22 protein-coding genes and 1 pseudogene are annotated in these 25,666 nt (G+C 39.0%); 3 read left to right on the top strand and 20 right to left on the bottom strand.

Annotated features, from left to right (window positions below):
• Window positions 1-44: 44 nt before the first annotated feature.
• The 7 genes from I6E69_RS03405 to I6E69_RS03375 all read right to left on the bottom strand — a co-directional run bounded on the left by I6E69_RS03405 (window position 45) and on the right by I6E69_RS03375 (window position 3,754).
• Window positions 45-338: a hypothetical protein gene (locus I6E69_RS03405; protein ID WP_197120647.1), complete on the bottom strand. Its 294-nt coding sequence runs from the start codon at window positions 336-338 to the stop codon at window positions 45-47.
• A gap of 139 nt (window positions 339-477) precedes the next feature.
• A complete protein-coding gene (locus I6E69_RS03400; RefSeq protein WP_002958680.1) occupies window positions 478-774 on the bottom strand; it encodes a hypothetical protein in 297 nt (98 codons plus the stop codon).
• A gap of 120 nt (window positions 775-894) precedes the next feature.
• Window positions 895-1,185, bottom strand: a complete 291-nt coding sequence (locus tag I6E69_RS03395; RefSeq protein ID WP_197120646.1) for a hypothetical protein — start codon at window positions 1,183-1,185, stop codon at window positions 895-897.
• A gap of 117 nt (window positions 1,186-1,302) precedes the next feature.
• The gene (locus tag I6E69_RS03390; protein ID WP_197120645.1) at window positions 1,303-2,049 is read right to left on the bottom strand and encodes a hypothetical protein; all 747 of its coding nucleotides are present in this window, start codon (window positions 2,047-2,049) and stop codon (window positions 1,303-1,305) included.
• A 117-nt stretch (window positions 2,050-2,166) separates the two neighbouring features.
• On the bottom strand, window positions 2,167-2,754 hold the full coding sequence (locus I6E69_RS03385; protein WP_197120644.1) for a hypothetical protein: 588 nt from the start codon (window positions 2,752-2,754) through the stop codon (window positions 2,167-2,169).
• Window positions 2,755-2,856: 102 nt separating this feature from the next.
• Complete coding sequence (locus tag I6E69_RS03380) at window positions 2,857-3,273, bottom strand: hypothetical protein (RefSeq protein WP_197120643.1); 417 nt, start codon at window positions 3,271-3,273, stop codon at window positions 2,857-2,859.
• Between the two features lie 160 nt (window positions 3,274-3,433).
• Window positions 3,434-3,754 (bottom strand): hypothetical protein, encoded by a 321-nt coding sequence (locus I6E69_RS03375; RefSeq protein WP_197120642.1) that lies wholly within the window; start codon window positions 3,752-3,754, stop codon window positions 3,434-3,436.
• A 242-nt stretch (window positions 3,755-3,996) separates the two neighbouring features.
• Here I6E69_RS03375 and I6E69_RS03370 point away from each other — a divergent pair, with 242 nt between their 5' ends.
• The gene (locus I6E69_RS03370; protein ID WP_182737534.1) at window positions 3,997-4,965 is read left to right on the top strand and encodes an integron integrase; all 969 of its coding nucleotides are present in this window, start codon (window positions 3,997-3,999) and stop codon (window positions 4,963-4,965) included.
• A 191-nt stretch (window positions 4,966-5,156) separates the two neighbouring features.
• Here I6E69_RS03370 and I6E69_RS03365 read toward each other — a convergent pair whose 3' ends face one another.
• The 5 genes from I6E69_RS03365 to I6E69_RS03345 all read right to left on the bottom strand — a co-directional run bounded on the left by I6E69_RS03365 (window position 5,157) and on the right by I6E69_RS03345 (window position 14,527).
• A complete protein-coding gene (locus tag I6E69_RS03365; protein ID WP_002958685.1) occupies window positions 5,157-7,412 on the bottom strand; it encodes an acyl-CoA dehydrogenase in 2,256 nt (751 codons plus the stop codon).
• A gap of 339 nt (window positions 7,413-7,751) precedes the next feature.
• On the bottom strand, window positions 7,752-8,780 hold the full coding sequence (locus I6E69_RS03360) for a zinc-binding dehydrogenase (RefSeq protein ID WP_039488506.1): 1,029 nt from the start codon (window positions 8,778-8,780) through the stop codon (window positions 7,752-7,754).
• Between the two features lie 10 nt (window positions 8,781-8,790).
• Complete coding sequence (locus tag I6E69_RS03355; protein ID WP_197120641.1) at window positions 8,791-10,203, bottom strand: TolC family protein; 1,413 nt, start codon at window positions 10,201-10,203, stop codon at window positions 8,791-8,793.
• Complete coding sequence (locus tag I6E69_RS03350) at window positions 10,196-13,348, bottom strand: efflux RND transporter permease subunit (RefSeq protein ID WP_197120640.1); 3,153 nt, start codon at window positions 13,346-13,348, stop codon at window positions 10,196-10,198. The genes I6E69_RS03355 and I6E69_RS03350 overlap by 8 nt, the downstream gene beginning before the upstream one ends.
• 9 nt (window positions 13,349-13,357) lie before the next feature.
• Window positions 13,358-14,527 (bottom strand): efflux RND transporter periplasmic adaptor subunit, encoded by a 1,170-nt coding sequence (locus tag I6E69_RS03345; protein WP_024595653.1) that lies wholly within the window; start codon window positions 14,525-14,527, stop codon window positions 13,358-13,360.
• 119 nt (window positions 14,528-14,646) lie between these two features.
• Here I6E69_RS03345 and I6E69_RS03340 point away from each other — a divergent pair, with 119 nt between their 5' ends.
• Window positions 14,647-15,585 carry a LysR family transcriptional regulator gene (locus I6E69_RS03340; protein ID WP_002958690.1) on the top strand — a complete coding sequence of 313 codons (939 nt, stop codon included), beginning with the start codon at window positions 14,647-14,649 and terminating at the stop codon, window positions 15,583-15,585.
• Window positions 15,586-15,595: 10 nt separating this feature from the next.
• Here the strand turns inward: I6E69_RS03340 and I6E69_RS03335 are convergent.
• A pseudogene (locus I6E69_RS03335) lies at window positions 15,596-16,306 on the bottom strand (GGDEF domain-containing protein); the annotation flags it as partial.
• Window positions 16,307-16,400: 94 nt separating this feature from the next.
• On the opposite strand from I6E69_RS03335, the gene I6E69_RS03330 reads away from it, so the two are divergent.
• Complete coding sequence (locus I6E69_RS03330) at window positions 16,401-17,672, top strand: IS4 family transposase (protein ID WP_002963315.1); 1,272 nt, start codon at window positions 16,401-16,403, stop codon at window positions 17,670-17,672.
• Window positions 17,673-17,700: 28 nt separating this feature from the next.
• On the opposite strand, the gene I6E69_RS03325 is transcribed toward I6E69_RS03330, so the two are convergent.
• The 7 genes from I6E69_RS03325 to I6E69_RS03295 all read right to left on the bottom strand — a co-directional run bounded on the left by I6E69_RS03325 (window position 17,701) and on the right by I6E69_RS03295 (window position 24,905).
• On the bottom strand, window positions 17,701-18,045 hold the full coding sequence (locus tag I6E69_RS03325; RefSeq protein WP_231619693.1) for a hypothetical protein: 345 nt from the start codon (window positions 18,043-18,045) through the stop codon (window positions 17,701-17,703).
• A gap of 147 nt (window positions 18,046-18,192) precedes the next feature.
• Complete coding sequence (gene moaA / locus I6E69_RS03320) at window positions 18,193-19,164, bottom strand: GTP 3',8-cyclase MoaA (RefSeq protein WP_197120639.1); 972 nt, start codon at window positions 19,162-19,164, stop codon at window positions 18,193-18,195.
• Between the two features lie 185 nt (window positions 19,165-19,349).
• A complete protein-coding gene (locus I6E69_RS03315; protein WP_197120638.1) occupies window positions 19,350-21,641 on the bottom strand; it encodes a xanthine dehydrogenase family protein molybdopterin-binding subunit in 2,292 nt (763 codons plus the stop codon).
• Between the two features lie 12 nt (window positions 21,642-21,653).
• On the bottom strand, window positions 21,654-22,142 hold the full coding sequence (locus I6E69_RS03310; RefSeq protein ID WP_007582016.1) for a (2Fe-2S)-binding protein: 489 nt from the start codon (window positions 22,140-22,142) through the stop codon (window positions 21,654-21,656).
• 199 nt (window positions 22,143-22,341) lie between these two features.
• Entirely contained in the window at window positions 22,342-22,935 is a 594-nt protein-coding gene (locus I6E69_RS03305) for a nucleotidyltransferase family protein (RefSeq protein WP_197120637.1), read from the bottom strand.
• The gene (locus tag I6E69_RS03300) at window positions 22,929-23,957 is read right to left on the bottom strand and encodes an XdhC family protein (protein ID WP_197120636.1); all 1,029 of its coding nucleotides are present in this window, start codon (window positions 23,955-23,957) and stop codon (window positions 22,929-22,931) included. Before I6E69_RS03300 ends, I6E69_RS03305 begins: the two co-directional genes overlap by 7 nt.
• Window positions 23,958-24,041: 84 nt before the next feature.
• The gene (locus I6E69_RS03295) at window positions 24,042-24,905 is read right to left on the bottom strand and encodes a DUF6279 family lipoprotein (protein WP_197120635.1); all 864 of its coding nucleotides are present in this window, start codon (window positions 24,903-24,905) and stop codon (window positions 24,042-24,044) included.
• Window positions 24,906-25,666: the final 761 nt, after the last annotated feature.

Genomic DNA, 25,666 nt, shown 5'->3' with positions numbered 1-25,666 from the left:
TTTTTCACCCAAATTTGTATGCTTATTAGCATAACATTTCTTTCTTAATGGGTGGCCAAATTAACTATGCCACTACAAGTATTACGTTTCGCATATTCTGACATCTCGTAAAACTTGGTTTCGACTACTGCAGCTTCCTTTAAAAAAATCGGAGTAGTTAATTCTTCTATTAAAACCGCTTTACCTTGAATTCTAACTATTCTTGCATCAATGCTTCCTGTCAACGCTGTTACTTCTCGCTTAAACCGCTTTTTTATATTTTTTGCTTCAGTTGGCAATAAGAATAGAATCGAAAAAAAAGCTACTAACCCTAATACTAAGTAATAAATATTGTCCAAAATTCCGTCCTGTTAGAATGTTGCAGTATAAATCACATAAAGAACATAACACCCCGCTTAGGGGCAATAACACGTGGGCTAAAATTTGGAGCGAAGCGACTGAGCCCACGTGTTATTGTCCCAGGGAGCTTGCGACCGACTACAGCGGTTTGTTATGTTCGTTTTCACTATGAAAAACGTTTTCGTTTAACCAACTATCCGAATGTACCTCAGATTTAGCCGATTTTATAAATCGCTCTAACTCAGTAACTGGCAGTTCAAATAACTGCCCTTTGTTTTCTACCTGAACGAAGAGTTCTTCTGTTGCTTCGTCGGCTACAACTTTAAAAAGATAATGAGATTGAGAAGTTTGGTTGTCACGGTAATTTAGCTCTAAAGACAAACCAATATCTGAAGCTACAATTGTTTGGAGCTCTTGCGATTCAACCCGTTTCATATTCAAATTCCTGAAAGAATATAACGCTTTGCTAAGCGGCAATAAAATAGTTGGCTAAAATTAGCGAGGAACGAGCAAAAGCCAACTGTTTTTTGTCCGTTTAAGCAACTTGTTATATTTTTACTGTGCCAAGTCTTCACTTTTTGTGGCAACAGCTAATAACGATATTGAAGCAGCATAAGTCGAAAAGAAAACAATATAAGCTACACACAAACCAATTAAGCCGAAAACATTACTTTCGATTGAAATGTCATAAATTAAATAAGCAGATATAGGTAATGATATAATTGAAAAGTATTTAGTTTTAGAAAGAGTAACCAGTTTATTCTTAATATAGGGAATTGCTAAAATTAATATTGGAATTAATAATAATCCCGCAAAAAATATGTCGGTTTTGACTTCTGAATTCATTTGTTGCTCCAATTTCGATTAAAAATATAACGCTTACATAAGCGGAAAATTATAGTTGGCTATAATGTTTGAGGAACGAAAAACAGCCAACTGTAATTTTTCCGTTTGATGTTCTTGTTAGCATTTCAATTTACGCCGAGCTAAAAGAATAAGTTCCTTGTGCTTTTCAAAGCACTCTGAAGCCAAAGAGTTTAACAGGTTAATTTGCTCATCGACGTGTTTTGGCCATTCCCAAGCGCCGCGATATGCGTCCGGTATACAAGAATAAGTCGAACCGCCGATATTATATGACCTTAGTGCTAGAGTGTTTGAAAACTCGAGTATTTTCTTTAGAAAGTCACTACGTTTACTTTCCAATTCTTCATCAAGGAATTCCTTTTGAGCGTTGTTCCATGTATAGATAAAAGTATCTAGATCTTTAGTGCTATTCTTATGATAAGAGGCGCCAAAATCATGTTCTTCAAGGAGTTGGATTGTTGCTCCGTCTGAAGGTAATAATTCGATAAAGCTTTGATATAACTCTTTATCAACTTGGATTAGTTTATCTTTTTCATCACGTTCAAGTTTTTCACTTTTATAAATAAAAACCCTGTAAGCAATATTATGAATTAAAGCAATGAATATGAGACTAAAACCCAACCAATAATCTGCCGAGTTTGATTGGATATCGGCAAATGAGAAGTGTTGCCCTGAATTCAAATTAAATGTATCGACAAGCCAATTATAAAATAACTGCTTAAGGGGTGCAGGAGTCAAAACTATAGTTGCTCCTAAGCCAACAACATACTTTGTCATCGTGTTTGAGAAATCGGGAAAAATTAATTTTTTAAGTGCGATTTCTTTTAACTCGGTTCGACTAAACACCAATACTCCTTTTGAATGCTAACGCTTACATAAGCGGAAAATTATAGTTGGCTAAAATGTTTGAGGAACGAAAAACAGCCAACTGTAATTTTTCCGTTTAATGTTCTTGTTATATGGCTATTTACTGTCAAACCAACATTTAGAAAATACTATGTTATTAGAGTTTGAAACAACAAGTTTATGAACATAATCTAAACCATGGACAGGTTCTGGGTCTTTACCAACCATATAAAATGTATTGGATGAGGCAATCAATTTCTCATTAATACTTACCGATGCTTCATTGTTCAGCAATAAGCCTTCGAATAATCCTTGGTAACCTGCCATCACATGAATTGCTTTATTTAATTCTTGCCCTTGCAATCCTTCAGTCGATATCCAAAGACTTGAATGATCAACAAGTTTGTTTTTGGGTAATTCAGACAAGCTACTAATAATGAATGCTTTTGCATTTTTCAAATAAGGCTTGTGAGTTGCCATATTTCTTTCAACAAAGCTTATTGCTTTTGAAACAGAGACAATAACTTTTGAGTTGTTAGAGTTATAGAAAATAGCAGGTAGCTCGTAAGATTCGGGATGGCTTAAATTGGATTTCCATTTAACAGGGTATTGGTTTGACTCACAAGGTTCGGTTTCTGCTCTCACAAAGCTAGAAATTAAAAACGCTAATAAAACTAAAATTTTCTGCATACTTTCCATTGCCATATAACGCCTCACTCAGAGGCTAAAAATTGATGGCTAAAATAGCGAGGCACGAGCACAGCCAGCTGTTTTTAGTCCTTTGCAGTGACTTGTTATACGTACCTGCTACATAGCGCTGAAATATGGTAACGCTTCTGCCAACTGCTCTACAGATAATAATGCACCAGACTGATCTTCGATAGCAACACCATTATATTTAGTATTAATAATTATTGCTGAAGTAAAAGCTACTTGAGATTCCTTCGGGTTGCCGCCAAACCTAAATTGATAAACAACACCTTGCTTATAATTGTTTGGCAATAATGTTTTAAATTGCTCGGGAAGTTCATTGGTAGAATAAGAATAAAGCTCAACACCAGCCTTTTGACCATCAAGGGTGACACGGATAAAACCTGAATGTTTTTTTAGCTCGATATTCGGCGAGTACTCAATTAGATAGCCAAGTTCATTGGCGGTTTGATTTAATTCTCTAGTGTTTGGTTCAATCTCAAGAGCTAAAACAACAAACAAACTCATCGACATGATTTACTCCATTTTTAATACAAAAGTTTAATTTAACATCCAAACTTTAAGTACGTATAACGCCGCATTAAGCGGACTAAAATTATGGGTTATACTGTGAAGCGAAGCGGAACGTAACCCACTGTTTTAGTTCCGTTTAAATGCCTTGTTAGCAGTTTACTCAGCCGAGCATACGACTCACAAATTCTTGCGTTTCTTCACTAAAAAGTTGAAGTTGCTCATCACTTAAAACACCATATTTTTTTAAAGAAACAATTTTCAACAATACATTGTTACGAGTTGGGTTATTAAACATTTCAGCTATTTTGGCATCTTCATCGTCAATCAAACGATACAAGGCCAGATACGATTGATGTTCTTTGCCAACTCGATCATTGGTTATATTTTCAACTTTCTTAAATACTAAATCACAAGCTTTTGCAGTTAATTCCACTTGTAGCTTCCGAAACAATTTCCAATCTTTCTCTGGTACAGATGACATATTAAATTCTCACTGACTGCTAACAATTTAATAGTGCGCTCATCGCGCATATTTCTGCCAACGATACGCTCATGTATTTTATAAATCATTTTTACCAAATAACTTAACACATTGCTATATATAATTTTTATTAGCATTCAAACTCTCAATAAAAGAGAAAATGCGCTCGCCGCTCATTTTCTTGAATATGTGTGCATCACAACTATACTGTATATAAAAACAGCGCCATTATTGGTAATAGTATGAAAACACGTTCCCCATTTTTAAATTATATAGCCGATTATATGTTGGTACGTCAGTATTCATTACGCACCGTAGATACCTACCTAAGATGGATTGCATCTTATATCCATTTTCATAATAAACGCCATCCCGCCTCAATGGGGGACAATGAAGTCGAACGCTACTTAGAACATTTAGTGTTAAAGCAAAACGTTGCACCACGTACGCAAGCCACCGCACTCAATTCATTGTCATTTTTATACAAGCACATAATAAAAAAAGAACTCTCATTAAATTTAAATTTTGCCCGTAGTAAAAAACAAGCAAAGCTCCCTGTAGTGATGACCCCAGAGGAAGTTAAAATGTTGATGGCTCATTTAAATAAGCGCTATTATTTAATTGCAGCCCTTATGTATGGAAGTGGCTTAAGAGTAATGGAAGCGGTGCAATTAAGAGTAAAAGATATTGATTTTGATTATAAATGCATTCAAGTATGGAATGGAAAAGGTAATAAACACCGCATTGTTACGCTGGCCACAGAGCTAATTCCTATGCTGAGAAATCAAATTTTGAACGTTGATGACTATTTAAAACTGGATTTAAATAATACGGAATATTCTGGCGTATGGATGCCATATGCTTTAACAAAAAAATATCCAAGTGCCGCAAAATCGCTTGCGTGGCAATATTTATTTCCTTCTCATATATTAAGTTCAGATCCTCAAAGTGGTGAAATAAGGCGACATCATTTTCATCACTCTTGTATTAGAAAAGAGATTAAAAAAGCCGTCCAAAAATCAGGGTTAACAAAAATAATAACACCTCATACATTGAGACACTCTTTTGCTACTCATCTACTGCAAAGTGGCGCCGATATAAGAACTGTTCAAGCTCAGCTTGGCCATTCTGATGTTAAAACTACACAAATTTATACCCATGTACTACAGCAAGGTGCTAACGGGGTTGTTAGCCCTTTTTCAAGATTATAAGCGTCTCTTTTTAATCCTCTACGCATACATATTCGCTTTAAGACCAATACCGCCATCTATTTCTACTTTTAAAAAACATAAAAAAGCCCCGCTTGTTTTTACACAAACGGGGCTCCACACTAATTTTTTAATCAACAATAAAAGCGCCGATACTGCGGGCGCTTTGCATCATTGAATTTAATTACTTTAACTTACTGATTAACTACGCTTTTAAGCGGGTTAATTGGCTGTGCGTTATCGTCTAGTATGTTCATATCAAAATCGAACTCATCTACACGAATCGCTTTTTCACGTTTGATGTTGTAATCAATTAACTGAACGTGCTCAGCTTGCGTGATTACATTTGCCGCTAATGCGTTATCAAGTGTAATGTTAAAACGTGCACCTGGCTTAATTACTTTAGCACGTAATGCTTTTTTAACTTTAGCCAGCTCGCCAAGTGATGCCATTTTAGCTTTGTAAGCTTGCTCATTAATATGATGGCCATCGCCCACTACTGGTTTAACTAAATGCGTGATTTGCGCTTTAAATGCGGTATCTAGCTGAGCTTGCTTAGCTAGTTCGCGGATTAAATCGTCGCTAATTTTTGGCATTTTAGTTGAGTAGTTCATTGTAATGAAACGAATAAACTTACGTGTACCACTTGCAGGGAAGTTATCTAAAAACTTATGCAATGCTTCTTCAGCACTTTGTAGTGCAAAACGAGTCGCGTAATGGAAATACGGCGCTGCTTGCTCACGGTCACTACTTGATACTTTTTGCTCGTAGTATTTAATTGATGCCATAGCTGCATATAAGAAGCTCATTACATCGCCTAAACGTGCCGATAGCATTTCTGCTTGTTTTAACTTACCGCCAAGTACAAGTAACGAAAAGTCTGCGTACACTGCAAGTTTTGCAGATAATTTATGTACTGCTTTTTCGTAGTCGCGTACTTCTGGTAATTCAGAATTAGCACTTGCTGTAAATGGTAAAACACCTAAGCGCAAAGCACGTAAGCTGTTTGCTGTGCTGTAGCCGATTGTTTTACGCAAAATGCCGTTAAATTCTTTATCTGCGCCTTTGTCTTCACTGTGAATTGACTCAACCATAGATTGTAAATATGGATGACAACGCATAACACCTTGACCAAAGATCATTAGGTTACGTGTAAGAATATTCGCGCCTTCTACCGTAATGGCAATCGGCTGAGCAACATAACCACTTGCTAATGTATTTTGTGGACCGTTTTGAATCGCTTTACCCGCTTGAATATCCATTGCTGAATCAAGCACGTCGCGACCAAGCTCTGTCATATGGTATTTAGCGATTGCTGTAACAACTGATGGTTTTAAGCCCATGCCTAAGCCTTCAGTTGTAAGTACGCGCATTGCTTCTTGTAGGTATGTTTTACCTGCAATGTCAGCTAGTTTTTCTTGAATACCTTCAAACTGGCCAATGGCTAAACCAAACTGTTCACGCACTGCTGCGTATTCAGATGCTGATTTAAATGCAACTTGTGCTGTACTAACACCTAGCGCAGGTAATGAAATACCACGGCCAGCACCTAAACAGCTAACCAGCATTTGCCAACCACGGCCGATGTTTTTCTGTCCACCAATAACAAAATCCATTGGTACAAATACTTTGTTACCACGTGTAGTACCGTTGTAAAAACGAATACCCATTGGGTCGTGGCGATTACCAAGCTCAACACCTGGGTGCTCTTTTGGAATAAGTGCACAGGTAATGCCTAGGTTTTCTTTACCACCTAGCAGACCATCAGGGTCAACTACTTTAAATGCTAAACCAAGTACGGTAGCAATAGGTGCAAGCGTAATGTAGCGCTTGTCCCAGGTAATTTCTAAACCAAGGACTTCTTCGCCGTTGTACATACCTTTAGTTACTTTACCAACATCAGGAATACCACCTGCATCAGAACCCGCTTCTGGGCTTGTTAATGCAAAACATGGAATGTCTGTACCATTTGCTAGGCGTGGTAAGTAATGTGCTTGTTGTTCTTGCGTACCAAAGTGAAGTAATAACTCACCTGGGCCTAACGAGTTAGGAACCATTACGGTTACCGCAACTGCTGAGCTTTTAGTCGCAATTGTGCCAACAATGGTAGAGTTTGCATAAGGGCTAAACTCTAAACCACCAAACGACTTAGGAATGATAAGCGAGAAAAAACGCTCTTTTTTCAAAAATTCTAAGATGTCATTTGGTAAATGAATGCCGTTTTGAATCACTGAATCGTCAATCATGCCCAGTAGTTCTTTTACTGGACCGTCTAAGAATGCTTGCTCGTCTGCGCTTAATGTAGCAGCAGGTACGTCGCGAAGTGCACTGAAATCAGGTTTACCTTGGTAGATAGAACCTTCAAGCCATACATCACCCGCGTCTAGCGCTTCTTGTTCTGTGATAGAAATACTTGGTAATACTTTTTTTAGTTTTGTACGTAAACTCATGATTGAACTCATCCGACCAGCTAAATAATAACTACATTACGTCATAAAAAATCGTTTAGATCAATTACTCTATTCAATTAATTAACAGTTTTTTCAATTTATTTTCTTTACCTGAACGTAAACTGTTGAAACACAAAGGCTTACAGTTGTACGCTGAAAAAAAGTATTTTGACTAAAATGATGAATAAAACAGCAAAAGTCCTAGCGCTGTATCTATTTTCTGATGGGCATAAAAAAACGCAGCACAAATAGGCTACGTTTTTATTCAATTTGTAGAGGCTACATTATCAGTTAATCTAGCTAAAACTACTTAAATTTAAATCAAATTGTATAAGCGCTTCACTTAGCAACTTTAACAATTTGCTTGCCGGTAAAACCACCAGCAAGTTGTTTATTAAGCGCTTGCGATACTGACTCAGCACTAAAATCTACGGGCGTTATTTCTGGGTGTTTAATGTCGCCACTAACAGCTCCTTCAAGTAACAGGTTGCCCATAAAGCTCAAGCGTTGTTGTGCACATAAACTATTAGCAAGCCATGCACCACCAATCGATACAACGCTAATATTCGGCGCTCGGTGATACATTAAGTCTTGATCAAAACAAGGTAGCGGATTTAAGCAGGCAATACGTCCGCAAAAACGCATTAACTCAATATTACGCTGAGTACACTCACCACCTATCGTATCAATAACCGCATCAAAGCCTTGCGGGCCAAGTTCTCTGCGGATTTTTTCGCATAGCTTTTTATCGCTATAGTCAAAAACCACATCAGCGCCTAGCTGCTTAACCAATTTATGGTTACGCTTTGATGCCGTGGTAAATACATCTGCACCACGCTGTTTTGCATATTGAATAGCAAACTGCCCTACCGCTCCGGCTCCGCCTTCAATAAAAATAGTATCGCCTTCACTAATACCTATTTTATCTAAGCTGATAAGTGCTGCCATACCGGAGCATGGAAGTGTAGCTGCAATGGCCGGATTTAAACCGCTTGGCACAACCGACACTGCAAAGTTAGGTACTTTGGTGTATTCGCTCAAAGCACCTTGCTCACCAATGTTGGCATGCCACATAACCCGCTCGCCAACATTTGGAAACACACCTTTATTAGCTTTAACCACAACACCTACAGCATCTAAGCCTAAAATGTGTGGATACTGCCATTTACAAAAGCCTGTTTTAGCAAATTGACCATCAACTGGATTTAAACCAACGTACTCTACTTTTACAAGCAGCTCGTTATCTGCACAGTCTGGAACAGGCAGCTCAGCATCCGCTAAGTTAATTGCTTCATTTGGTTCTGGCAGTACAATAGCGCGCATTGTATGCGGGATAATGTATTCATGTAAATTTTCAGTATTTGGCATCAATATAACTCTACTTATTAGTGTCGTTTAACGCATAACTCCATTGGCCATTAAATGACTGGTAAGCATTTACTTTGGCAAGCAGTGAAGAAATTGTTGTTTCAACAGCATTTTCTTGTGCTATTAAAACATCCTGACGCGCATCTAACAACTCAAGGTAAGGAATTTGGCCTTCTTCATACATTGCTTGTGCTTGTAAAAATGCTTTATTAGCAAAGTCATAGCGTTCATCGGCAAAGCGTTTTTGCTGTGCTTGATTGACCAACAATTGCAGTGAAAGTTCACTTTCACTTAGTGCAGTTAATACCACTTGTTGATAATCGCTGTAAGCGGCTTCACTTAAAAACTGCTGCGCGTCGCGCTGTGCTAATAATGCTGGGTAGCTTAATAACGACCATTGTAACTGCGGTGCTACTTGCCACTGCTGATCGGTATTTTTTAAGCCTGTGCTGTCTATACTCACAACCCCTGCAAATGCAGATAAGCTAATATCTGGTAATAACGCTTTGCTAGCTGCAACACTTAAACTATTTGCTTGGCTAAAGTCAAACAGTGCACGGCTAATATCAGGACGTAAGGCAATGGCATTATTAGCGTTTTTTAGTGCAACGCTAAAGTCACGTTCAAGCACGCTTTGCTCGTTTTCAATAGCAATATTTTGCGCTAGCTTACCGCTTAGTACTGCAAGAGCAGATAGATCGCTGTATTTTGCATACTCAATGGCAGGCATTAGTGCTTGTTGCTGCCTAAGCTGCGCCATCGTACGGTTTAAATCAAGCTCGTTTGCGACGCCTTCGTCAACTCGGGCTTGAAGAACGTCAATACTTTGCTCAAGCGCTTCAATTTGAAGTGCTACAATGTGTTGTTTTTCAACATTACCTTGATAACTTACAAAGCCTTTAACGACTGACGAAACAACTTCAATTTGTAATAAGCGTACTTGCTCTGCTTGGCTCATAGCTGATGCATTTGCAGCATCAACCAACGCTGTTATGCGACCAAATAAATCTAGCTGCCAATCAAGTGCAACGTTTGCACTTGATTGACGGTCATAAACGCTTGGTGCATCGCTTCGAGCTGCGCCAACATTTACGCCACCTTGCGGAAGGTACTGGGCTTTTTGCTCTCCTAATCGCGCTAATACGCTTTTAAGTGTTAGCTGGCTTGTTTGCAAATTATAGTTATTTGCAAGCGCACCAGTAACAAGCTCATTTAGTTGATCAGAATTAAGCTTTTTCCACCAGTTTGTTTCATCAGCAACGCTAACGTTACTCGCAATATTAGCTTTGGCAACAAATTCGTTAACGGCTTTTTGCTCGCTCATGGTGTCTATTTTACTCGCACACCCGGCTAAAAACGCAGCGACTAATACCGCACTGGCAGTCAGACTTGTTTTAAGTCTTTTTTGCATTAATTTAGTCATGAGTATTCTCCTGCGCTTTCTCTTTTTTGTTAGTCACTAACATATAAAATACCGGCGTGAATAATAGACCAAACACGGTTACACCTATCATGCCTGAGAATACGGCGTTACCCATTGCGTGTCGCATTTCGGCGCCCGCACCGGTGGCAAGTACTAACGGTACAACACCTGCTGTAAATGCAATCGACGTCATTAATATTGGACGCAATCGCATACGACATGCCTCAAGTATTGCCTCTAAGTGCGATAAGCCTGAGTCGTGTCTATCTTTTGCAAACTCAACCATCAATATCGCATTTTTAGAGGCCAACGCGACCAGAACTATGAGCGCTATTTGGGTGAATATGTTGTTGTCAGAGCCAACAAACCACACACCTAACAAGGCTGAGAAGATAGTCATAGGAACAATTAATATAATTGCCAGTGGTAAACGTAAGCTCTCGTACTGCGCTGCAAGTACCATAAATACAAGTAATACAACTAACGGGAATACATAAACCATGGTGTTACCGGCAAGTACTTGTTGGTACGTTACTTCAGTCCACTCATATTCAATACCTGTTGGTAGTGTGTCTGCGAGTACGTTTTCAATAGCAACTTGTGCTTGATCAGAGCTATAACCTGGCGCTGGGCTACCATTTAGTTCTGCACTTGGGTATCCGTTGTAATGCATAACACGGTCAGGACCAATTGTTGGTGTTACTGTTAATACAGAGCCTAATGGCACCATATTACCTGAGCGATTACGTACTTTTAAATTAAGTATTTGATCAGGGTCTAAGCGGTAGTCAGCATCAGCCTGTGCATTTACTTGGTACGTACGACCAAACATATTAAAGTCATTTACGTACACAGAGCCTAAGTAAATTTGCAGTGCATTAAATACTTCATCAAGTGGAATACCTTGAATAAGCGCTTGTTCGCGGTCAATATCAATATCCATTTGTGGAACTTGGATACGGAAACTTGAGTACAGACCCATTAATGCAGGGTCTTGTTGCGCTTTACCAATAACGGCTTGCAGGCTATTAAATAGTGCTTCAAACCCTTTATTAGCTCTGTCTTCTATTTGCAGTTTAAAACCACCTGTAGTGCCCAAACCTTGAATTGGCGGCGGTGGAAATACCGCTACAAATGCCTCATCAATGGCAGCAAAACGTTTATTCAACTGCGCTGCTATCGCCATCGCTGATTGGCTCGGATCGGTACGTTTGTCAAAGCTCTCAAGTGGTGTAAATACAATGCCGCTGTTAGGGCTGTTTGTAAAACCGTTCACTGATAAGCCAGGAAAAGCAACAGTATGTGCAACGCCTGGGACTTCTAATGCAATTTGCTGCATTTGAGCAAGTACGTCTTCAGTACGATCAAGGCTTGATGCGTCAGGTAACTGCGCAATAGCCACTAAATACTGTTTATCTTGCTGTGGAATAAAGCCACCTGGTACGGTATCAAATAACTTAATTGTGCCGCCAACAAGTGCAATATAAGCCACCATTACAACAACGGTCATACGGATTAGTTTTTGTACCAGTTTTTCGTAACCTTTAGCACCACGATTAAATACGCGGTTAAACGGTTTAAACAACCAACGTCCAAACAATTTATTAAGTAAACGCGTGAACGCATCTGGTTTTGCATCGTGCGATTTTAATAACAATGCAGCAAGCGCAGGCGATAACGTTAATGAGTTAAACGCTGAGATAATCGTCGAAATTGTAATTGTAAGTGCAAATTGCTTATAAAATTGACCTGATAAACCGGTAATAAACGCAGTAGGAATAAATACGGCACTTAGTACTAGCGCAATGGCAATAATAGGGCCTGTTACTTCGCTCATTGCAACGCGGGTTGCTTCAAGTGGCGATAAGCCTTTTTCAATATTACGCTCTACGTTTTCAACAACTACAATCGCATCATCTACAACTATACCTATGGCCAATACTAAGCCAAACAACGACAAGGTATTAATTGATACACCTAACCACTGCATTACGGCAAATGTACCAATAAGTGAAATAGGCACAGCAATTAGCGGAATAATAGATGCTCGCCACGTTTGTAAAAATACAATAACAACAATAACTACCAGTACAATTGCTTCAAGCAACGTGGCAATTACCGCGTCAATTGAGCCGCGAACGAATACCGTAGGGTCGTACACAATGTCGTATTCAACACCAGTAGGGAAATCTTTTGATAAGCGCGCCATTGTTTCGCGTACTTGATCAGAAAGCTCAATAGCGTTTGAACCTGGGCGTTGAAATATTGGCATTGCAAGAGCTGGTTGGTTGTCAAGCTCTGCACGCAGTGCGTAAGTGTCTTGACCTAAATCAACACGGGCTATATCAGATAAGCGCGTTAACTGACCTTCGTCGCCTACTTTAATAATAACTTGTTCAAATTCTTCAATACTGTTTAAACGACCTTTAACGTTTAACAGTATTTGAAATTGACTGTCGTTTGAAATTGGTTGCGCACCTAAGCTACCTGCAGCAACTTGCTGGTTTTGCGAGCGAAGTGCTGTCACTACATCTGTTGCTGTTAATTCGCGTGCAGCAAGTGCATCTGGGTTTAGCCATACTCGCATTGAGTATTTGCCAGCACCAAACATGCGAATATCACCTACGCCTGGTAAGCGCGCAATTTCATCTTTAATGTTTAAATCAGCATAGTTAGATAAGTAAGCTGTGTCGTGCGTTTTTTCAGGTGAGTATAAATGCACTACCATGGTTAAATCGGGTGATGACTTTTCAGCCACAACACCTAAACGTTGTACTTCTTCTGGCAAACGCGGAAGTGCACTGTTTACACGGTTTTGTACTTGTACTTGAGCACGGTCTAAATCGGTACCTAACGCAAATGTTACCGTTAGAGTCATACGGCCATCACTAGTACCTTGCGAAAACATATACAACATGTTTTCAGTACCGTTAATTTCTTGCTCCAGCGGTGTTGCCACTGTTTGCGCAATAACGGTAGGGTTAGCACCTGGGTAGTTGGCGGTAACAACAACTGTTGGAGGAACTACTTCTGGGTATTCACTTACTGGTAATTGGAATAGTGATATGCCACCAGCAATTAAAATAACCAACGAAAGCATAGCCGCAAATATTGGGCGCTGTATAAAGAAATGCGAAAATTTCATCAATAAACCTTATTGCTTAGCCACAAGTTGTGCGTTGTCGTTTGACAATGTAAATGCCACACCGCTTGTATCAATTGTTACTGTTTGCGGAGAGATTGGCATACCAGGACCTACGCGAGCAGGACCATTTACAGCAATTACATCACCTTCGTTAAGGCCTGAAGTAACCGCACGTAATGCACCGTAACGTTCACCAATAGTAATTAGTTTGTATTCAAGTACGTTGTTTTCGCCAACGGTTAATACAAAACGATTTTTTAAGTCAGTACCAATTGCACGTTCTGGGATAATAATAGCGTCGCTAATAGAATTGGCTGCAAGCTTGATACGTGCAAACGAGCCTGCGCGTAATTGGTTGTTGTCTTCATTAAATACCGCACGTACACGTAATGTGCCCGTTGATGAATTAATTTGGTTATCAATAAAGTTAATGTAGCCTTTGTATGCAAAATCACTTTGACCGACTTTTTGCATTACAACAGTTTGATGGCTCGCAGCAGTAACATCATTAAAAGAGCTATTCCATGTGCGCTCATCAACATCAAAATAAGCGTACATAGCTTGGTTCGAAACAATCGATGTTAATACGCTTTGACCCGCAAGTACGTTATTACCTTTAGTAATATTTGCACGAGAAATAATGCCATCAATTGGTGATACTACTGACGTAAACTCTAAATCAAGTTCTGCTGAGGTAAGTTGTGCTTGCAGTGCAGAAAGCTGTGCTTCGCGTTGGCGCAGTGTTGAAGTACGCGCTTGTGCTTGCTCTGTAGAGATTGCCTTACGGTCTAATAAGCGTACCGCACGTTTGTCTTCACTTTTAGCTTGTTCAAGAGCGGCTTCTGCACTTTTAATTTGCGCTTTCAAGCTTGCAACAACCGCTGCAAATGGGCGAGCATCTAATTGAAATAAAACATCGCCTTCTTTAACCACGTCGCCTTCTTTAAATTCAATGCTATCGATGATTCCTGATACACGCGGCATTAAAGCAACTTCTTGTGGAGACTCTAAACGAGTTGTATATGTGTGCCAGCTCTGTACCGGCTTAACAAGCACCTGTGCTACATCAATTGGTTGAAGTTGCTGTGCAGGTGCTGATTGAGCTGTGCTCTCATCAGCACAACCCGCAAGTGTTAAAGATGCCGCAGTAAGTGCAGCAGCAATTAGATGTTTGTTCATGAAGACGCTCCATTGTTGATTAGCCTCGCATAATACGGATTAAACCCGTGTGTAAAAACCATAGATTTTTAAATTCATTAATGCCAAAATGGCATCAATAGATTAGTTAAGGTGTAATAATGGATACAACAAGTCGACTTTTAATGTTACTTGAAGTAGTTGAGCAAGGCTCTTTTGCTAAAGCTGCAGAAATACGCAACATAGATCGCTCTGTTATATCTAAACAAATTAGCCGTTTAGAGGATGAGTTAGGCGTTAGGTTACTTAACCGTACTACCCGTTCATTTTCGCTCACTGCGGCAGGCGCCGAAATGATCAAAAAAGCCGCAGAGCTTAGAGAGCTGCTCGGCGAAACCGTGCGCATGGCTGAAAACTACCATTTAGAGCCGCGCGGCGTTTTAAAAATCACTTCATCAACACTTATTGGTCGTCGTTATTTACAACCTGTACTTAATGATTTTCAAAAACGCTTTCCGCAAGTAGAAGTTGAACTGCGTTTAGACGATAGATTAGTAGATATAGTCTCTGAAGGATTTGATTTGGCTTTTCGTGTAGGAGAGCCTAAAGACTCGTCACTTATTGCACGTAAAATAGCGCGTAATCGATTATTAATTTTAGCTGCGCCACAGTTTATTGAAACTTATGGTATGCCAAAAACAATGGAAGAGTTAGCGAAATTACCAGCAGCAAGCTATGCCAGTAATTCTATTCGAGTAGAAGCAATTGATTATTACGATAGTAAAGGTGAGCGCTGCGAGCAAAAAATAAAAAGTGTGTTTCGTGCTAATGATGCCGAGTCATTGTTAATGAAAACATTGTCGGGCACAACTTACTTTGTCGCCCCTGCATTTATTATTGGTGATGAAATAATACAAGGTAAGTTAGTGCCTTTATTGACCGATGTAAAACTGATGGAGTTTAGCGCGATGTATGCCGTATATCCGCATCGAGATTTACCAGTAAGAACCCGATTATTTTTTGATGCTGTACGCGAGCATTTAGGAAAAGATAAACCGATTTGGGAAAACGGGATCCCTAACTTTGAACAAATGTACTAAGTAGCACGACTTACGCAACGACTGCCTGGTAATCATTTTCTTTTTTAAACTTACAATACACTTTATTGCGACCAAATTGCTTTGCTTTGTATAACTGTTTATCAGCTTGGTTTACAAAGCTTTCCAATGTATTGGTACTTTTAAATTTTGCGACACCAATACTGGTTGTAACATTGATTGCAAGGCCGTCAATGTCAAATGTGGTACTTTCAAAACGTGCCCTTATTTGTTCGGCGGTTTTCAGCGCGGCCTCATCATTTTCAAAAGAGCTAAATAAAGCAAACTCCTCACCGCCGACTCTAAATACATACCCTCTAGCGAGTATAACTCTTAGTAAAGTTGCTACTTCAATAAGCACTTGGTCACCCACACCATGGCCATACTCATCATTTACTTGTTTAAAAAAATCTAAATCAAGTAAGAATAAATATAACTGTGACTTATCTTGTAGTTCTACTTCAAAGTAGTGGTTCATTGAAAGGCGATTGCCTGCCCCCGTTAGTGGGTCAAGTAACGCTAAATTTTTAAGTCGCCTTGAAAAGTGTGAACGACTCCCTTCAAAAACGTGAGAAATTGCCCAAATACTTAAATAAGCACAGAGTAGATTAAGAGATAAGTTAAAAGTCTCAAAGGGGGCAAGTGTAGACTGACTACCTAAAATAAACACTTGGATCACTAATAAATTTGCAGAGAAAATTACACCATATTGCTTACCTAATAGTCATAGGTAAGATCTTAAGAAATTGAGTTGAAGCTCAATTCATGATCAAATGGTTGTTACCACACAAACCACAGAATCAAGAAAAGAGCTTCAAATGAATGCTAACATTTTTATTAATAAGTTAAAAAGTATCCTAAGTGAAAAAAAACTGAACCGACTTGGTAAACAAGTAGCATTTACTAAAAGAGAAAGAAATATTACCGCATTTCATATGGTTGTTAGTCTTGTTGCTGCGCTTGGGGATAAAAAAACGATCTATTTATCCGAAATATTAAGAGTTTATAATCAGCTAACAGGGCAGTCTATTAAGTATAAGCCTTTTCATAACCAGTTAGTTAAACCTGAACTAGCTGAACTAATGCGAGAGGTAACAAATAGAGTTTTTAATTGTTGGATAAATGATGCTCTTAAGTACACGAAAAAAGATTTGTTCAAGTTTGAGAATATTTTAATTCAGGACGGTAGCTCTATTATGCTTCATCGTTCTTTAAAAGATGTTTTTCCTGGGCGATTTTCAAATACGTGTCCAGCAGCGATTGAATTGCATGCTACTTTAAATTTAACGCAAGGTTGCTTTGAAAAAGCAGGTATAACACCAGACAGTTACTCTGAACGTGAAGAACTTCCAACATTTAAAGAGTTGAAAGGACAGTTGTTACTTGCTGATAGAGGGTATTATTCAGGTAGTTATATTCATGAATTAGACAAAGCAGGAGGATTTTACGTATTAAGAGCGAAGGGGTTAAAAGCAGTCAGAGTACATAATGCTTTTAAGCAAAATGGACAGGAATTAACAGGAAGTCATTCCCCAAAGTTATGTGAATTGCTCCCCGAATTACCTAAAAATGATCTTATTGATATGAATGTTAGCATAAAAAACAAGCTAACAAGAGTCGTTGGGTATTGGTCAAAAAAAGAAAAACAATATACATTTTTAGTCACTAATTTATCTATTGATGAATTTACAGCGACTGAAATAGGCAAATTATATAGGTTACGCTGGCAGGTTGAATTACTTTTTAAGGAGTGTAAGTCTTATAATAATTTACGCGGTTTTCAAACATCAAACGCAACCTTACAAGAGGCGCTAATTTATGTAAGTTTAATAGTAACCACGCTTAAAAGGTTTTTAACTGGCTGTATTGAAAAGATATTCAAAACTGAAATGTCTACAATGACAGTAGCAAAAACAACGGGTGTTTGGTGGATTGGCATATTAACAGCGATTATTAGGAAGCATAGGAAAGGATTGTTAAATGCAGTTAATGAAGCATTTGACTTTCTGAGGAAAAATGCAGCTAGGGCGCACCCCAAACGCGATCGAAAAACAGGAGTATTTCAGTATGGGGTAGAGCCAAATTTTTAAGGCTGTACTTAATATTTTTCTTAAGTACCTACCTATGACCTAATAGTAGGTAGTACAAAATAGGTAATGCAAACGACCATACATACACACCGTTACGAGGCGACGCCAAAGATGTACCCAAAATAACGATGAATGTGATAAGTGCGCACATTACAACGGATTGCCAAAACTGTAATGGGCGGCGTATAAGTGTAATATAAGTAAATATACAATAAATGGAAAAACAGATTTCGATATAGCCAAGCAATGGAAAGTTATTTACGGTTAAATTAAATCCCGCAAATCCAACCGATAAAACACCAAAGCAAAGGCACATTCCTCTTAGAACGTCCTTTCTTAATGATTTAGTGCTATTAAGGGCTGCGATATCCATTCTAATCACTTAATAAAAATAAAAAGTAAGTTTAACGTGAAAATACAATTTAACAAGCTTTGTTGCTCTAAAACCATGTAAACACACCCTTTTATTGGTGATTTAGGGACACGTTTGATGTTTTTGTTTACAAATTAGCTCTAAAAATTAACCACCTAACATAGATAAATTAGTGGTGATGCCCGTATTACCTTGATGCAAAAGATGAGTTGGCTTCTTAGTTTTAATATAGCGAGATAACAATGCCATCAATTCACTATGCGAACTGTCGTTCATATATTCTCTTAGCGAAATACCCTCTTCAGAAAACAAACACAAGTGCAGATTCCCTTTTGCTGTAACCCTTAGTCGATTACAGGTACTACAAAAGTCGTTACTGTAAGGCATTATTAAACCAATTCTGCCTTGATAATCGGGGTGCGCAAACTCTTGAGCAGGACCTGCTGATGCACTACGCGCAAGTTGCTGCCAACCCGTTTGTAATAGCTGAGTTTTTAAAACTTGCCCAGAAACATGGTTCGCATCAAAAAAGGCTTTGTTGTCGTTTGTTTGCATCAATTCTATAAAGCGGATGGTAACGGGACGGTGTTTAACCCAATTTAAAAATGTATCAAACTCTTTTGCGTTGTATTGCTTCATCAGCACGCTGTTTATTTTTACCGAATCAATACCCGTTTCAAGCGCAGTATCAATACCTTTCATTACTGAGGTAAATTTGTCATGCCCAGTAATGGTGTTAAACATGCGCGAATCTAAGCTATCAATGCTTACATTAATGGCGTTTAAGCCTGCATCTACCCAGTCATGAATATTCTTATGAAGAGAAAAACCATTGGTAGTCATTGCAATTTTTTTTATGCCCGCAACATCTTTTGCCGCGCGAACAACATCTATAAAGTCTTTTCTAAGGGTTGGCTCTCCGCCAGTGATCCTTACTTTTTCAATACCATGGTGTGCAAACGCTTTAAGCGTATTGCTAATTTCATCAATTGTGAGAAAGCCACGGTCATGACCGCCCTGATAACCATCTGGTAAACAATAAACACACTTAAAATTACAAACATCCGTAATAGACAAACGTAAGTAACTAAACTCTCGCCCTGTTGGGTCGATTAGCATAAATAAACCTTAACTAATATCAACACGTAATAACAACCTAATACCAATTTGCACTAATACTTAATCGTTTAATTAAGCAAACTGGTATAAACAACGCTACCTATTGATACATAAATAATAATTACATAAATACATTTAATAACTTAAAGGGGCAGCCTAAAGCATACCCCTTTAATTATTTTGTTTTACGCTTCTAAGCCTTTTTTAAGTTCGCTTGGCTTCATTGGTAGGTCACGTAAACGCACGCCTACAGCATTAAACACTGCATTACCAATAGCAGGAGCAACTCCGATCACCCCAGGCTCACCTAAACCAACTGGAAACTCATCGCTTTGTAAAAACTCGATGTCCATATCTGGCACATCTTGCATTCTTAGCGGTAAATAAGTATTAAAGTTAGTCGCAGATACTTGCCCATCTTTATACGTATTTGATTCATGCAATGCAAGGCTGCTGCCCCATAGTAACGACCCTTCAATTTGCGCCAGTGCGCCATCTGGGTGAACTATTAAGCCCGCATCTACAACAACATAAAGCTTTTTAAGAGTTATTTTACCACTATCACGGTTAACGTGAACATGCGCTGCGGTTGCAAGCCATGCTGGCATGGTACGTTCTTGCCCTGAGCTTACAGAAAAACCAATGCCTTCGTCTTTCGCTAATTTTACAGAAGCTACTTTGTCAGACACCGTTTTAAGCACATTACGTAAGCGCAGTGCTCCGCCAACGCTCTCAGGTGCTTTACCCGCTTGCTTGCCTTTACCATCTAACATTTCAATTCTAAATTGAACAGGATCTTTGCCTTGCTTATGGGCAATTTCATCAATAAACGACTCAAGACTCCATGCAATCCAACCTGGCCCTACTGAACGTAACCAACCTGGATTAAAGGTGCTTTGTGCAACTTCGTTATTAATAGCGCGAGCACGATGACTGCTCATGCTGTACCAATGATCAGCGCCTGATGCCGAAAATGCATCAAATTTACCTTTGCCATCAACACCCGGTGATAAAAACCCTGGTGCCATAGCTTTAGTAGGCCAACCAGCGGCAAATGCATGTTCCATTCCTGTGAAGGTACCATTTTTATCAAACGACGCCGTCATTTTTGCAGCAGATGCAGAGCGAGACTGATCGAATAAACTATCGTCTGCTCGTGTAAATACCAGTTTTACTGGTTTACCTACTGCTTTTGCAGTTAGAGCCGCAGGTACAGTCCAATCACCAAATAATCGACGACCAAAACCACCACCTAAATAGTAAGGACGGATAATTACTTTGTTTTGTTCTATATCGAGTGCTTTAGCAAGCGCTGGTAACGTAAGTGACTGCCACTGGTTACCGGTATGAATAATCCAATTTCCGTCTTTAAACTCTGCAACCGCATTTAATGGCTCTAGCTGATAATGACTCGCTGTCGCTGTGGTATACATTGATTCTAACGACTCACTAGCGTCTGCTTGGGTTTTCTTTATATCGCCTTCATCAACAAACAAAGTACCCGAGTCGCGTTGCTCGCATAATCGCTTACCTTCTTTTTGAATATCAGCTTCAGATATATTTGCCGACTCACCCTTTTTGTAACTCACGTTTAAAGCATCTACTGCTTTAATGGCACTTGGGTAACTATCAGCTAATACAACAACCCAGCCTTGCACTGTGTTACTAGGGTCATTTAAAATTTCATAGCCTTTGTAACCTTTAATTGCTTTTGCTGCACTATCGTCAACGTTTGTTACTGTGCTGCCATAACGAGTTGGTGGAATAACTGGACGCGCGTACAGCATGCCTTCAACTTCTACATCTATCCCATATACTGCTGTACCATTTGTTTTGGCTGGTATATCAAGCGCTTTAAAGTCTTGTTTAAGCCCAGTTAAATGACGTTTATTAGCAGGTTTTAGTGGAAGGTTTGCAACTTCATCACTGGTAAATGTACGATTAAACTCGCCTTTTTTAACTATGTCAGCATAACTAACCGATTTTTCGCCTGCAATAATATAGCCCTTTTCAGCACGACATTTGTCTGCAGGCACGCCGAGCATTTTAGCTCCGGCTTCTATTAATGCAATTCGACCCGCAGCGCCGGCTTGAGATAATGGCTTGAAGCTTTGAAATACAGACCACGAACCACCCGTTACCATAAAGCCCCATTTTTCATGGGTATCTACGTAGGTAATTGATACTTTATCCCAATCACATTCAAGCTCATCAGCCACAATGCGCGCAAGAGCAGTACCAATATGTTGACCCATTTCAGCTTTTGCAATACTTACTTCTACGGCGCCGTCGGTGCTCATAGTCCACCAAATAGTGGGTGAGAAAGCCTGTTGCGCAATTGATTCTTTTGCACTGACCGAACCCGAAAATAACGCTGGGGCAAACGCCATGACTAAGCCTGCGCTAGCAGTGCCGATCATAAACGAGCGACGATTTAAATTAACGGTTTCGCTATTTTTTTGAAATAATTTTTTCATTATCGGCTCCAGTTAAGCGTCTTGTGCATTTGGATCAAATATATTTACTACACTTTGTGACTCATCTGCAGCGCGTTGAATAGCAGTTTTAATACGTTTATAAGCCATACAGCGACAGTAGTTACCATTCATATGGCTTACTATTTCTTCATCTGAAGGACTTGGATTAGCTGCCAGTAATGTAGCAGCTTGCATTATTTGCCCCGACTGACAGTAACCGCACTGTGGTACTTGCTCTTCAACCCATGCTTTTTGAAGTGGGTGTTCGTTATTAAGTCCTTCAATTGTGGTAATGTTTTTTCCTGCAATTGCGCCAATTGGTAAAACACATGAGCGAGTTGCTTGCCCATCTAAATGCACCGTACACGCACCACACATTGCAATACCGCAACCAAACTTCGTACCTTTTAATCCAATTTCATCACGAATAACCCATAACAATGGTGTATCTTCACTTGCGTGTGATTCAACCACCTTGCCATTAATTGTAAACGTCACCATAGCTTGCCCCTTGATTAAGCTTTATAACCTGCGTTTAAATTGTTTAATTTAAACGCAGGTTATAACAGTTAAGATTGTTGTAACTACTAATCCATAACACATATAGTTACCGCATCAGCTACATTAACAGCTAAATACCATAACCACTGCACTAAAGCGTTAGCGCAGCTAAAACTTATTTTGCCCTACTAATACTTTTTCACTCATTTTTAGCTATAAAATTACTTAGCTGCTTTTGAGTATCTATATCTACACTCGCACTACTTAAACTAATTGTATTGACGACCTCACTGTTGGAACGCAGTAATTGCTGCGCACCTCTATCTGAAGTTAAGCTTGCAAGCTGAGATAAATCAACCGCTGGGAATATAGCGGGTACACCTAAACGCTCGCCATAGTTTGCGCACCAGCGCGATGGATTACGTGTAAAACCAGTAACTAGCTCACTAAAGTGCGCTACTTTTAGCTCAACCTGATCCGCAAGCATAAATAAAATCCCATCAAAGGACTTATTTTTAAACACAGTTTGAGAAGCTGTCGCGATTGAATGACCTAAGCCTTGGCTCCATTGCTTGTTCTCAATGAGCTCTATGTTTTTATAACCTGCCAGTGCTTGTACTACTTCTTTATGCCATGCCCCGGTAACTACATACACCGGCGTGTCATCAAGTTCTTGAAGTGTATTTACAGCATGCTCAATCATTGTTTTGCCAAAGCCAATATCAGCTGTTAATTTACAGCCGTTAAAGCGAGATGATTGCCCTGCGGCTAAAACAACTTTTGCAATTAGCACGGCTCTTGCCCCCAATGACTTAGTGATTGGGCATCTTTATCACACAGCACTGCATGTATTTCGCTGATCAGCGATAGTGCAATACTCTCTGGCGAGTCGCCCCCTAAATTTAAACCGACAGGCCCAAAAACAGGAGACTTAATTTGTGAAACACGCGTATTTGCGTGCTCTAAAACTTGTTCACGTCTGTGCTTCGGACCCAATAATCCTATATATTTAAACGGAACATCTTTAAATTGAGCCAACGTACTGGCGTCAAGTTCAACGCTGTGAGCCATTAGAATAGCCGCATCAACTTTATGGGTTATACAATATTCTTTTAACTCATTCGGTGTGATGCGCAAAATAGCATCTGCATTTTTAAAATATTGTCTTTTTGCATTAGCCGCGCGTGTATCCCATACCGTTACACTCCAACCAAGTTGTTTGGCAAATGTATAAACCGGAACTGCATCTGCGCCACCACCTACTATTAATAGATGGGGCGGTGGATAAGTAGAGGTTTGCAAACACGTAGCGCCTTGTAATTCTACCAACTGCGCTTTGCGGTTCATTGATAAACCATGCAACTCATCATTTTGCGTAAATACACCACTACCGGCTGGCAAAATGGGGCTTACTTGTTGAAGATATCGCCCTGGTTTATTCTCATTAAGTGCTTTAGATACAAGCTCTAACTGTAAATAGTCATTAGCCTTATGAATAGGCTGCAGTAAAATATGTACTATACCTCCACAACCAATGCCAAGTTGAAATGTTAAATCGTCTTCATCGGTGGCATCATAACTAATGGTTTTACTGCTTAAAGTACTCATTACTTGTTTAGCATGGCGCTGTATGTCAGCTTCTAAACAGCCACCCGAAAGCATCCCTAAGCGCTCGCCTAGGCTCGAAATAAGCATCATAGCACCTAGCTTTCTGTAGCTAGAGCCTTCAATTTTGTACAAAGTAGCTAAAACCCATTCTTGGTTGTCCCTGTTGGGATACCAAGTGTTTAAGATACTTTTCAAATCTGTAACCATATATTGCCCTTTAAAAAGCATTTTTGCGTTTAAAAACAAATCAGCCTAAACAGCTAATTTAAAACTTAATAATTCACGCACAATTTAGTTTTCTATTATATCGTTTAAGGTCTCAATTAACTCATCAAATTGATCATTAACGCTTTGGCGTTGTTTATCATTTAAGGTTGAGTTTAATTCGTAGAGTAAATTTATATATAAATCTAAGTTTGCTTCATTGCTTTTCAATAGTGCGTCGCTCATATATAGTTCGCGCTCTTTAATAACTGTACTCAACTGATTTATAAATTCTTTTTTTGTTATTTCAGCATTTGTAAATACCTGTTTGGCTGCATTCAAACGGGTTTGTTTGTATTCCAACCACAACATTCCAGAGTCTTGATGTTGCTCATTAGTTGATTTAATCAGCGCTTTTTGTTGTTTATTAAGCTTGCCGATCCACTGCTCGTAGTATTCAAATTGCTCTTCCAAACGCTCACTTTTTCGCTCAAGCGGGGTTTGTTCGTCAAACTCTTCACGTTCGTCGTTAATTTTTATTTGAATATTGTTTAAAAGCTCTTCTCTTTGCTCACTTGATAAGGTTGCCCCAAGCTCAGCTAAAGGCATGTGCGCGTATTCAAGTAGGTTTTGCCAATGCTTTTTAGCAAAAACCACCTGTTTTTTTAACTGCTCGGTGCTTAGCGTGCTGTTAAAAAGTGACTTAATGTTTTGAATATCTTGTTTGTAGGCAGGCAGCTGCGTACTTCTGTGCCAGGCTTGGGTCGTGTTAATAATCTGTTTGAGCTGCTTATTTTGTGTTTTATTTAAATCAATATAATCATCTACCCAAAATGACGAAAGCCAGCTCAAGTTGTTATAAGTGAATGAGGCTGAACAGCTACACAAAAATACCATGCTGATAGCAAAGCATGCATTTATCACTTTTTTAGCTTTAAGATTATTAAGCATCACTTTCCTTATTTTAAATTTTATAATCATGAAAATCTTATTTGATAATAATTATCATTTAAATATTGACTTGCGCACTAATCTAACTAATAATCATTATCAGAAACAAAGTGTACCGACCTCAGTGCCTATGGAAGGATATTCAGCAAGGATGCTGACACATTAAAAGAAGAACGTGCCGCTTCGTGGTATTACTTACTCGACCCAAGTAATAACACCAAATATCACATTTACTTGCTACATTGCTCATATTAGTGACGGTTAATATGACTCAAAAAAGCCCTAACGGGCTTTTTTTATATCTTTAAATTTTCTATAAAATCTGTATCTTACACTTCTTAAACTCATTTACTTACCTTGAAAGTCCACCGCGCTGTTATTTACATTTTATACGCACGATCTTATAAGGTACCGCCTTGCGTTTACACTAAAGCTGGCGTAAAACATAACAGTAGACACCCTTTTTTGCATCTATTTATAGTAACCGATTTAGTCTTTACATAAATGTATTGGGTATTAAACGTTTATAATGTGCAAATAGTGCAAAAATTTAATAAATTAGCATTTAACTATGGCCTGTTGACCTTTTAGGATTAAAATTTGTTCTATCTAGGCGCTATTTAATCGCCGCGCGAAGTTTGTAACTTAGTAAGCTCATTAAAAAACCGAGCAGCAAAGAGCAAACCGCCTCAAGCGCGAGCCTAAATAGCAGTGGATGTTTAATCTAAAAAATGTACTGGCCCTAAAATCTATCGAAACTA

The sequence above is a fragment of the Pseudoalteromonas sp. NZS100 genome (assembly GCF_015864815.1).
Taxonomy (GTDB): Bacteria; Pseudomonadota; Gammaproteobacteria; order Enterobacterales; family Alteromonadaceae; genus Pseudoalteromonas; species Pseudoalteromonas distincta.
Note: the sequence above shows the minus strand (reverse complement) of the source record. Positions and strands in the feature narration are given on the sequence as shown.

Bases quoted from the DNA above. Each gene is read 5' to 3' on its own strand.
- I6E69_RS03295 (WP_197120635.1), bottom strand. From the start codon at position 24,905: ATGCTTAATAATCTTAAAGCTAAAAAAGTGATAAATGCATGCTTTGCT.
- I6E69_RS03365 (WP_002958685.1), bottom strand. From the start codon at position 7,412: ATGAGTTTACGTACAAAACTAAAAAAAGTATTACCAAGTATTTCTATC.
- I6E69_RS03375 (WP_197120642.1), bottom strand. From the start codon at position 3,754: ATGTCATCTGTACCAGAGAAAGATTGGAAATTGTTTCGGAAGCTACAA.
- I6E69_RS03340 (WP_002958690.1), top strand. From the start codon at position 14,647: ATGGATACAACAAGTCGACTTTTAATGTTACTTGAAGTAGTTGAGCAA.
- I6E69_RS03400 (WP_002958680.1), bottom strand. From the start codon at position 774: ATGAAACGGGTTGAATCGCAAGAGCTCCAAACAATTGTAGCTTCAGAT.
- I6E69_RS03370 (WP_182737534.1), top strand. From the start codon at position 3,997: ATGAAAACACGTTCCCCATTTTTAAATTATATAGCCGATTATATGTTG.
- I6E69_RS03345 (WP_024595653.1), bottom strand. From the start codon at position 14,527: ATGAACAAACATCTAATTGCTGCTGCACTTACTGCGGCATCTTTAACA.
- I6E69_RS03310 (WP_007582016.1), bottom strand. From the start codon at position 22,142: ATGGTGACGTTTACAATTAATGGCAAGGTGGTTGAATCACACGCAAGT.
- I6E69_RS03355 (WP_197120641.1), bottom strand. From the start codon at position 10,203: ATGACTAAATTAATGCAAAAAAGACTTAAAACAAGTCTGACTGCCAGT.
- I6E69_RS03385 (WP_197120644.1), bottom strand. From the start codon at position 2,754: ATGGCAATGGAAAGTATGCAGAAAATTTTAGTTTTATTAGCGTTTTTA.
- I6E69_RS03350 (WP_197120640.1), bottom strand. From the start codon at position 13,348: ATGAAATTTTCGCATTTCTTTATACAGCGCCCAATATTTGCGGCTATG.
- I6E69_RS03300 (WP_197120636.1), bottom strand. From the start codon at position 23,957: ATGGTTACAGATTTGAAAAGTATCTTAAACACTTGGTATCCCAACAGG.
- I6E69_RS03380 (WP_197120643.1), bottom strand. From the start codon at position 3,273: ATGTCGATGAGTTTGTTTGTTGTTTTAGCTCTTGAGATTGAACCAAAC.
- I6E69_RS03360 (WP_039488506.1), bottom strand. From the start codon at position 8,780: ATGCCAAATACTGAAAATTTACATGAATACATTATCCCGCATACAATG.
- I6E69_RS03325 (WP_231619693.1), bottom strand. From the start codon at position 18,045: ATGGATATCGCAGCCCTTAATAGCACTAAATCATTAAGAAAGGACGTT.
- I6E69_RS03315 (WP_197120638.1), bottom strand. From the start codon at position 21,641: ATGAAAAAATTATTTCAAAAAAATAGCGAAACCGTTAATTTAAATCGT.
- I6E69_RS03330 (WP_002963315.1), top strand. From the start codon at position 16,401: ATGAATGCTAACATTTTTATTAATAAGTTAAAAAGTATCCTAAGTGAA.
- moaA (WP_197120639.1), bottom strand. From the start codon at position 19,164: ATGCTAATCGACCCAACAGGGCGAGAGTTTAGTTACTTACGTTTGTCT.
- I6E69_RS03395 (WP_197120646.1), bottom strand. From the start codon at position 1,185: ATGAATTCAGAAGTCAAAACCGACATATTTTTTGCGGGATTATTATTA.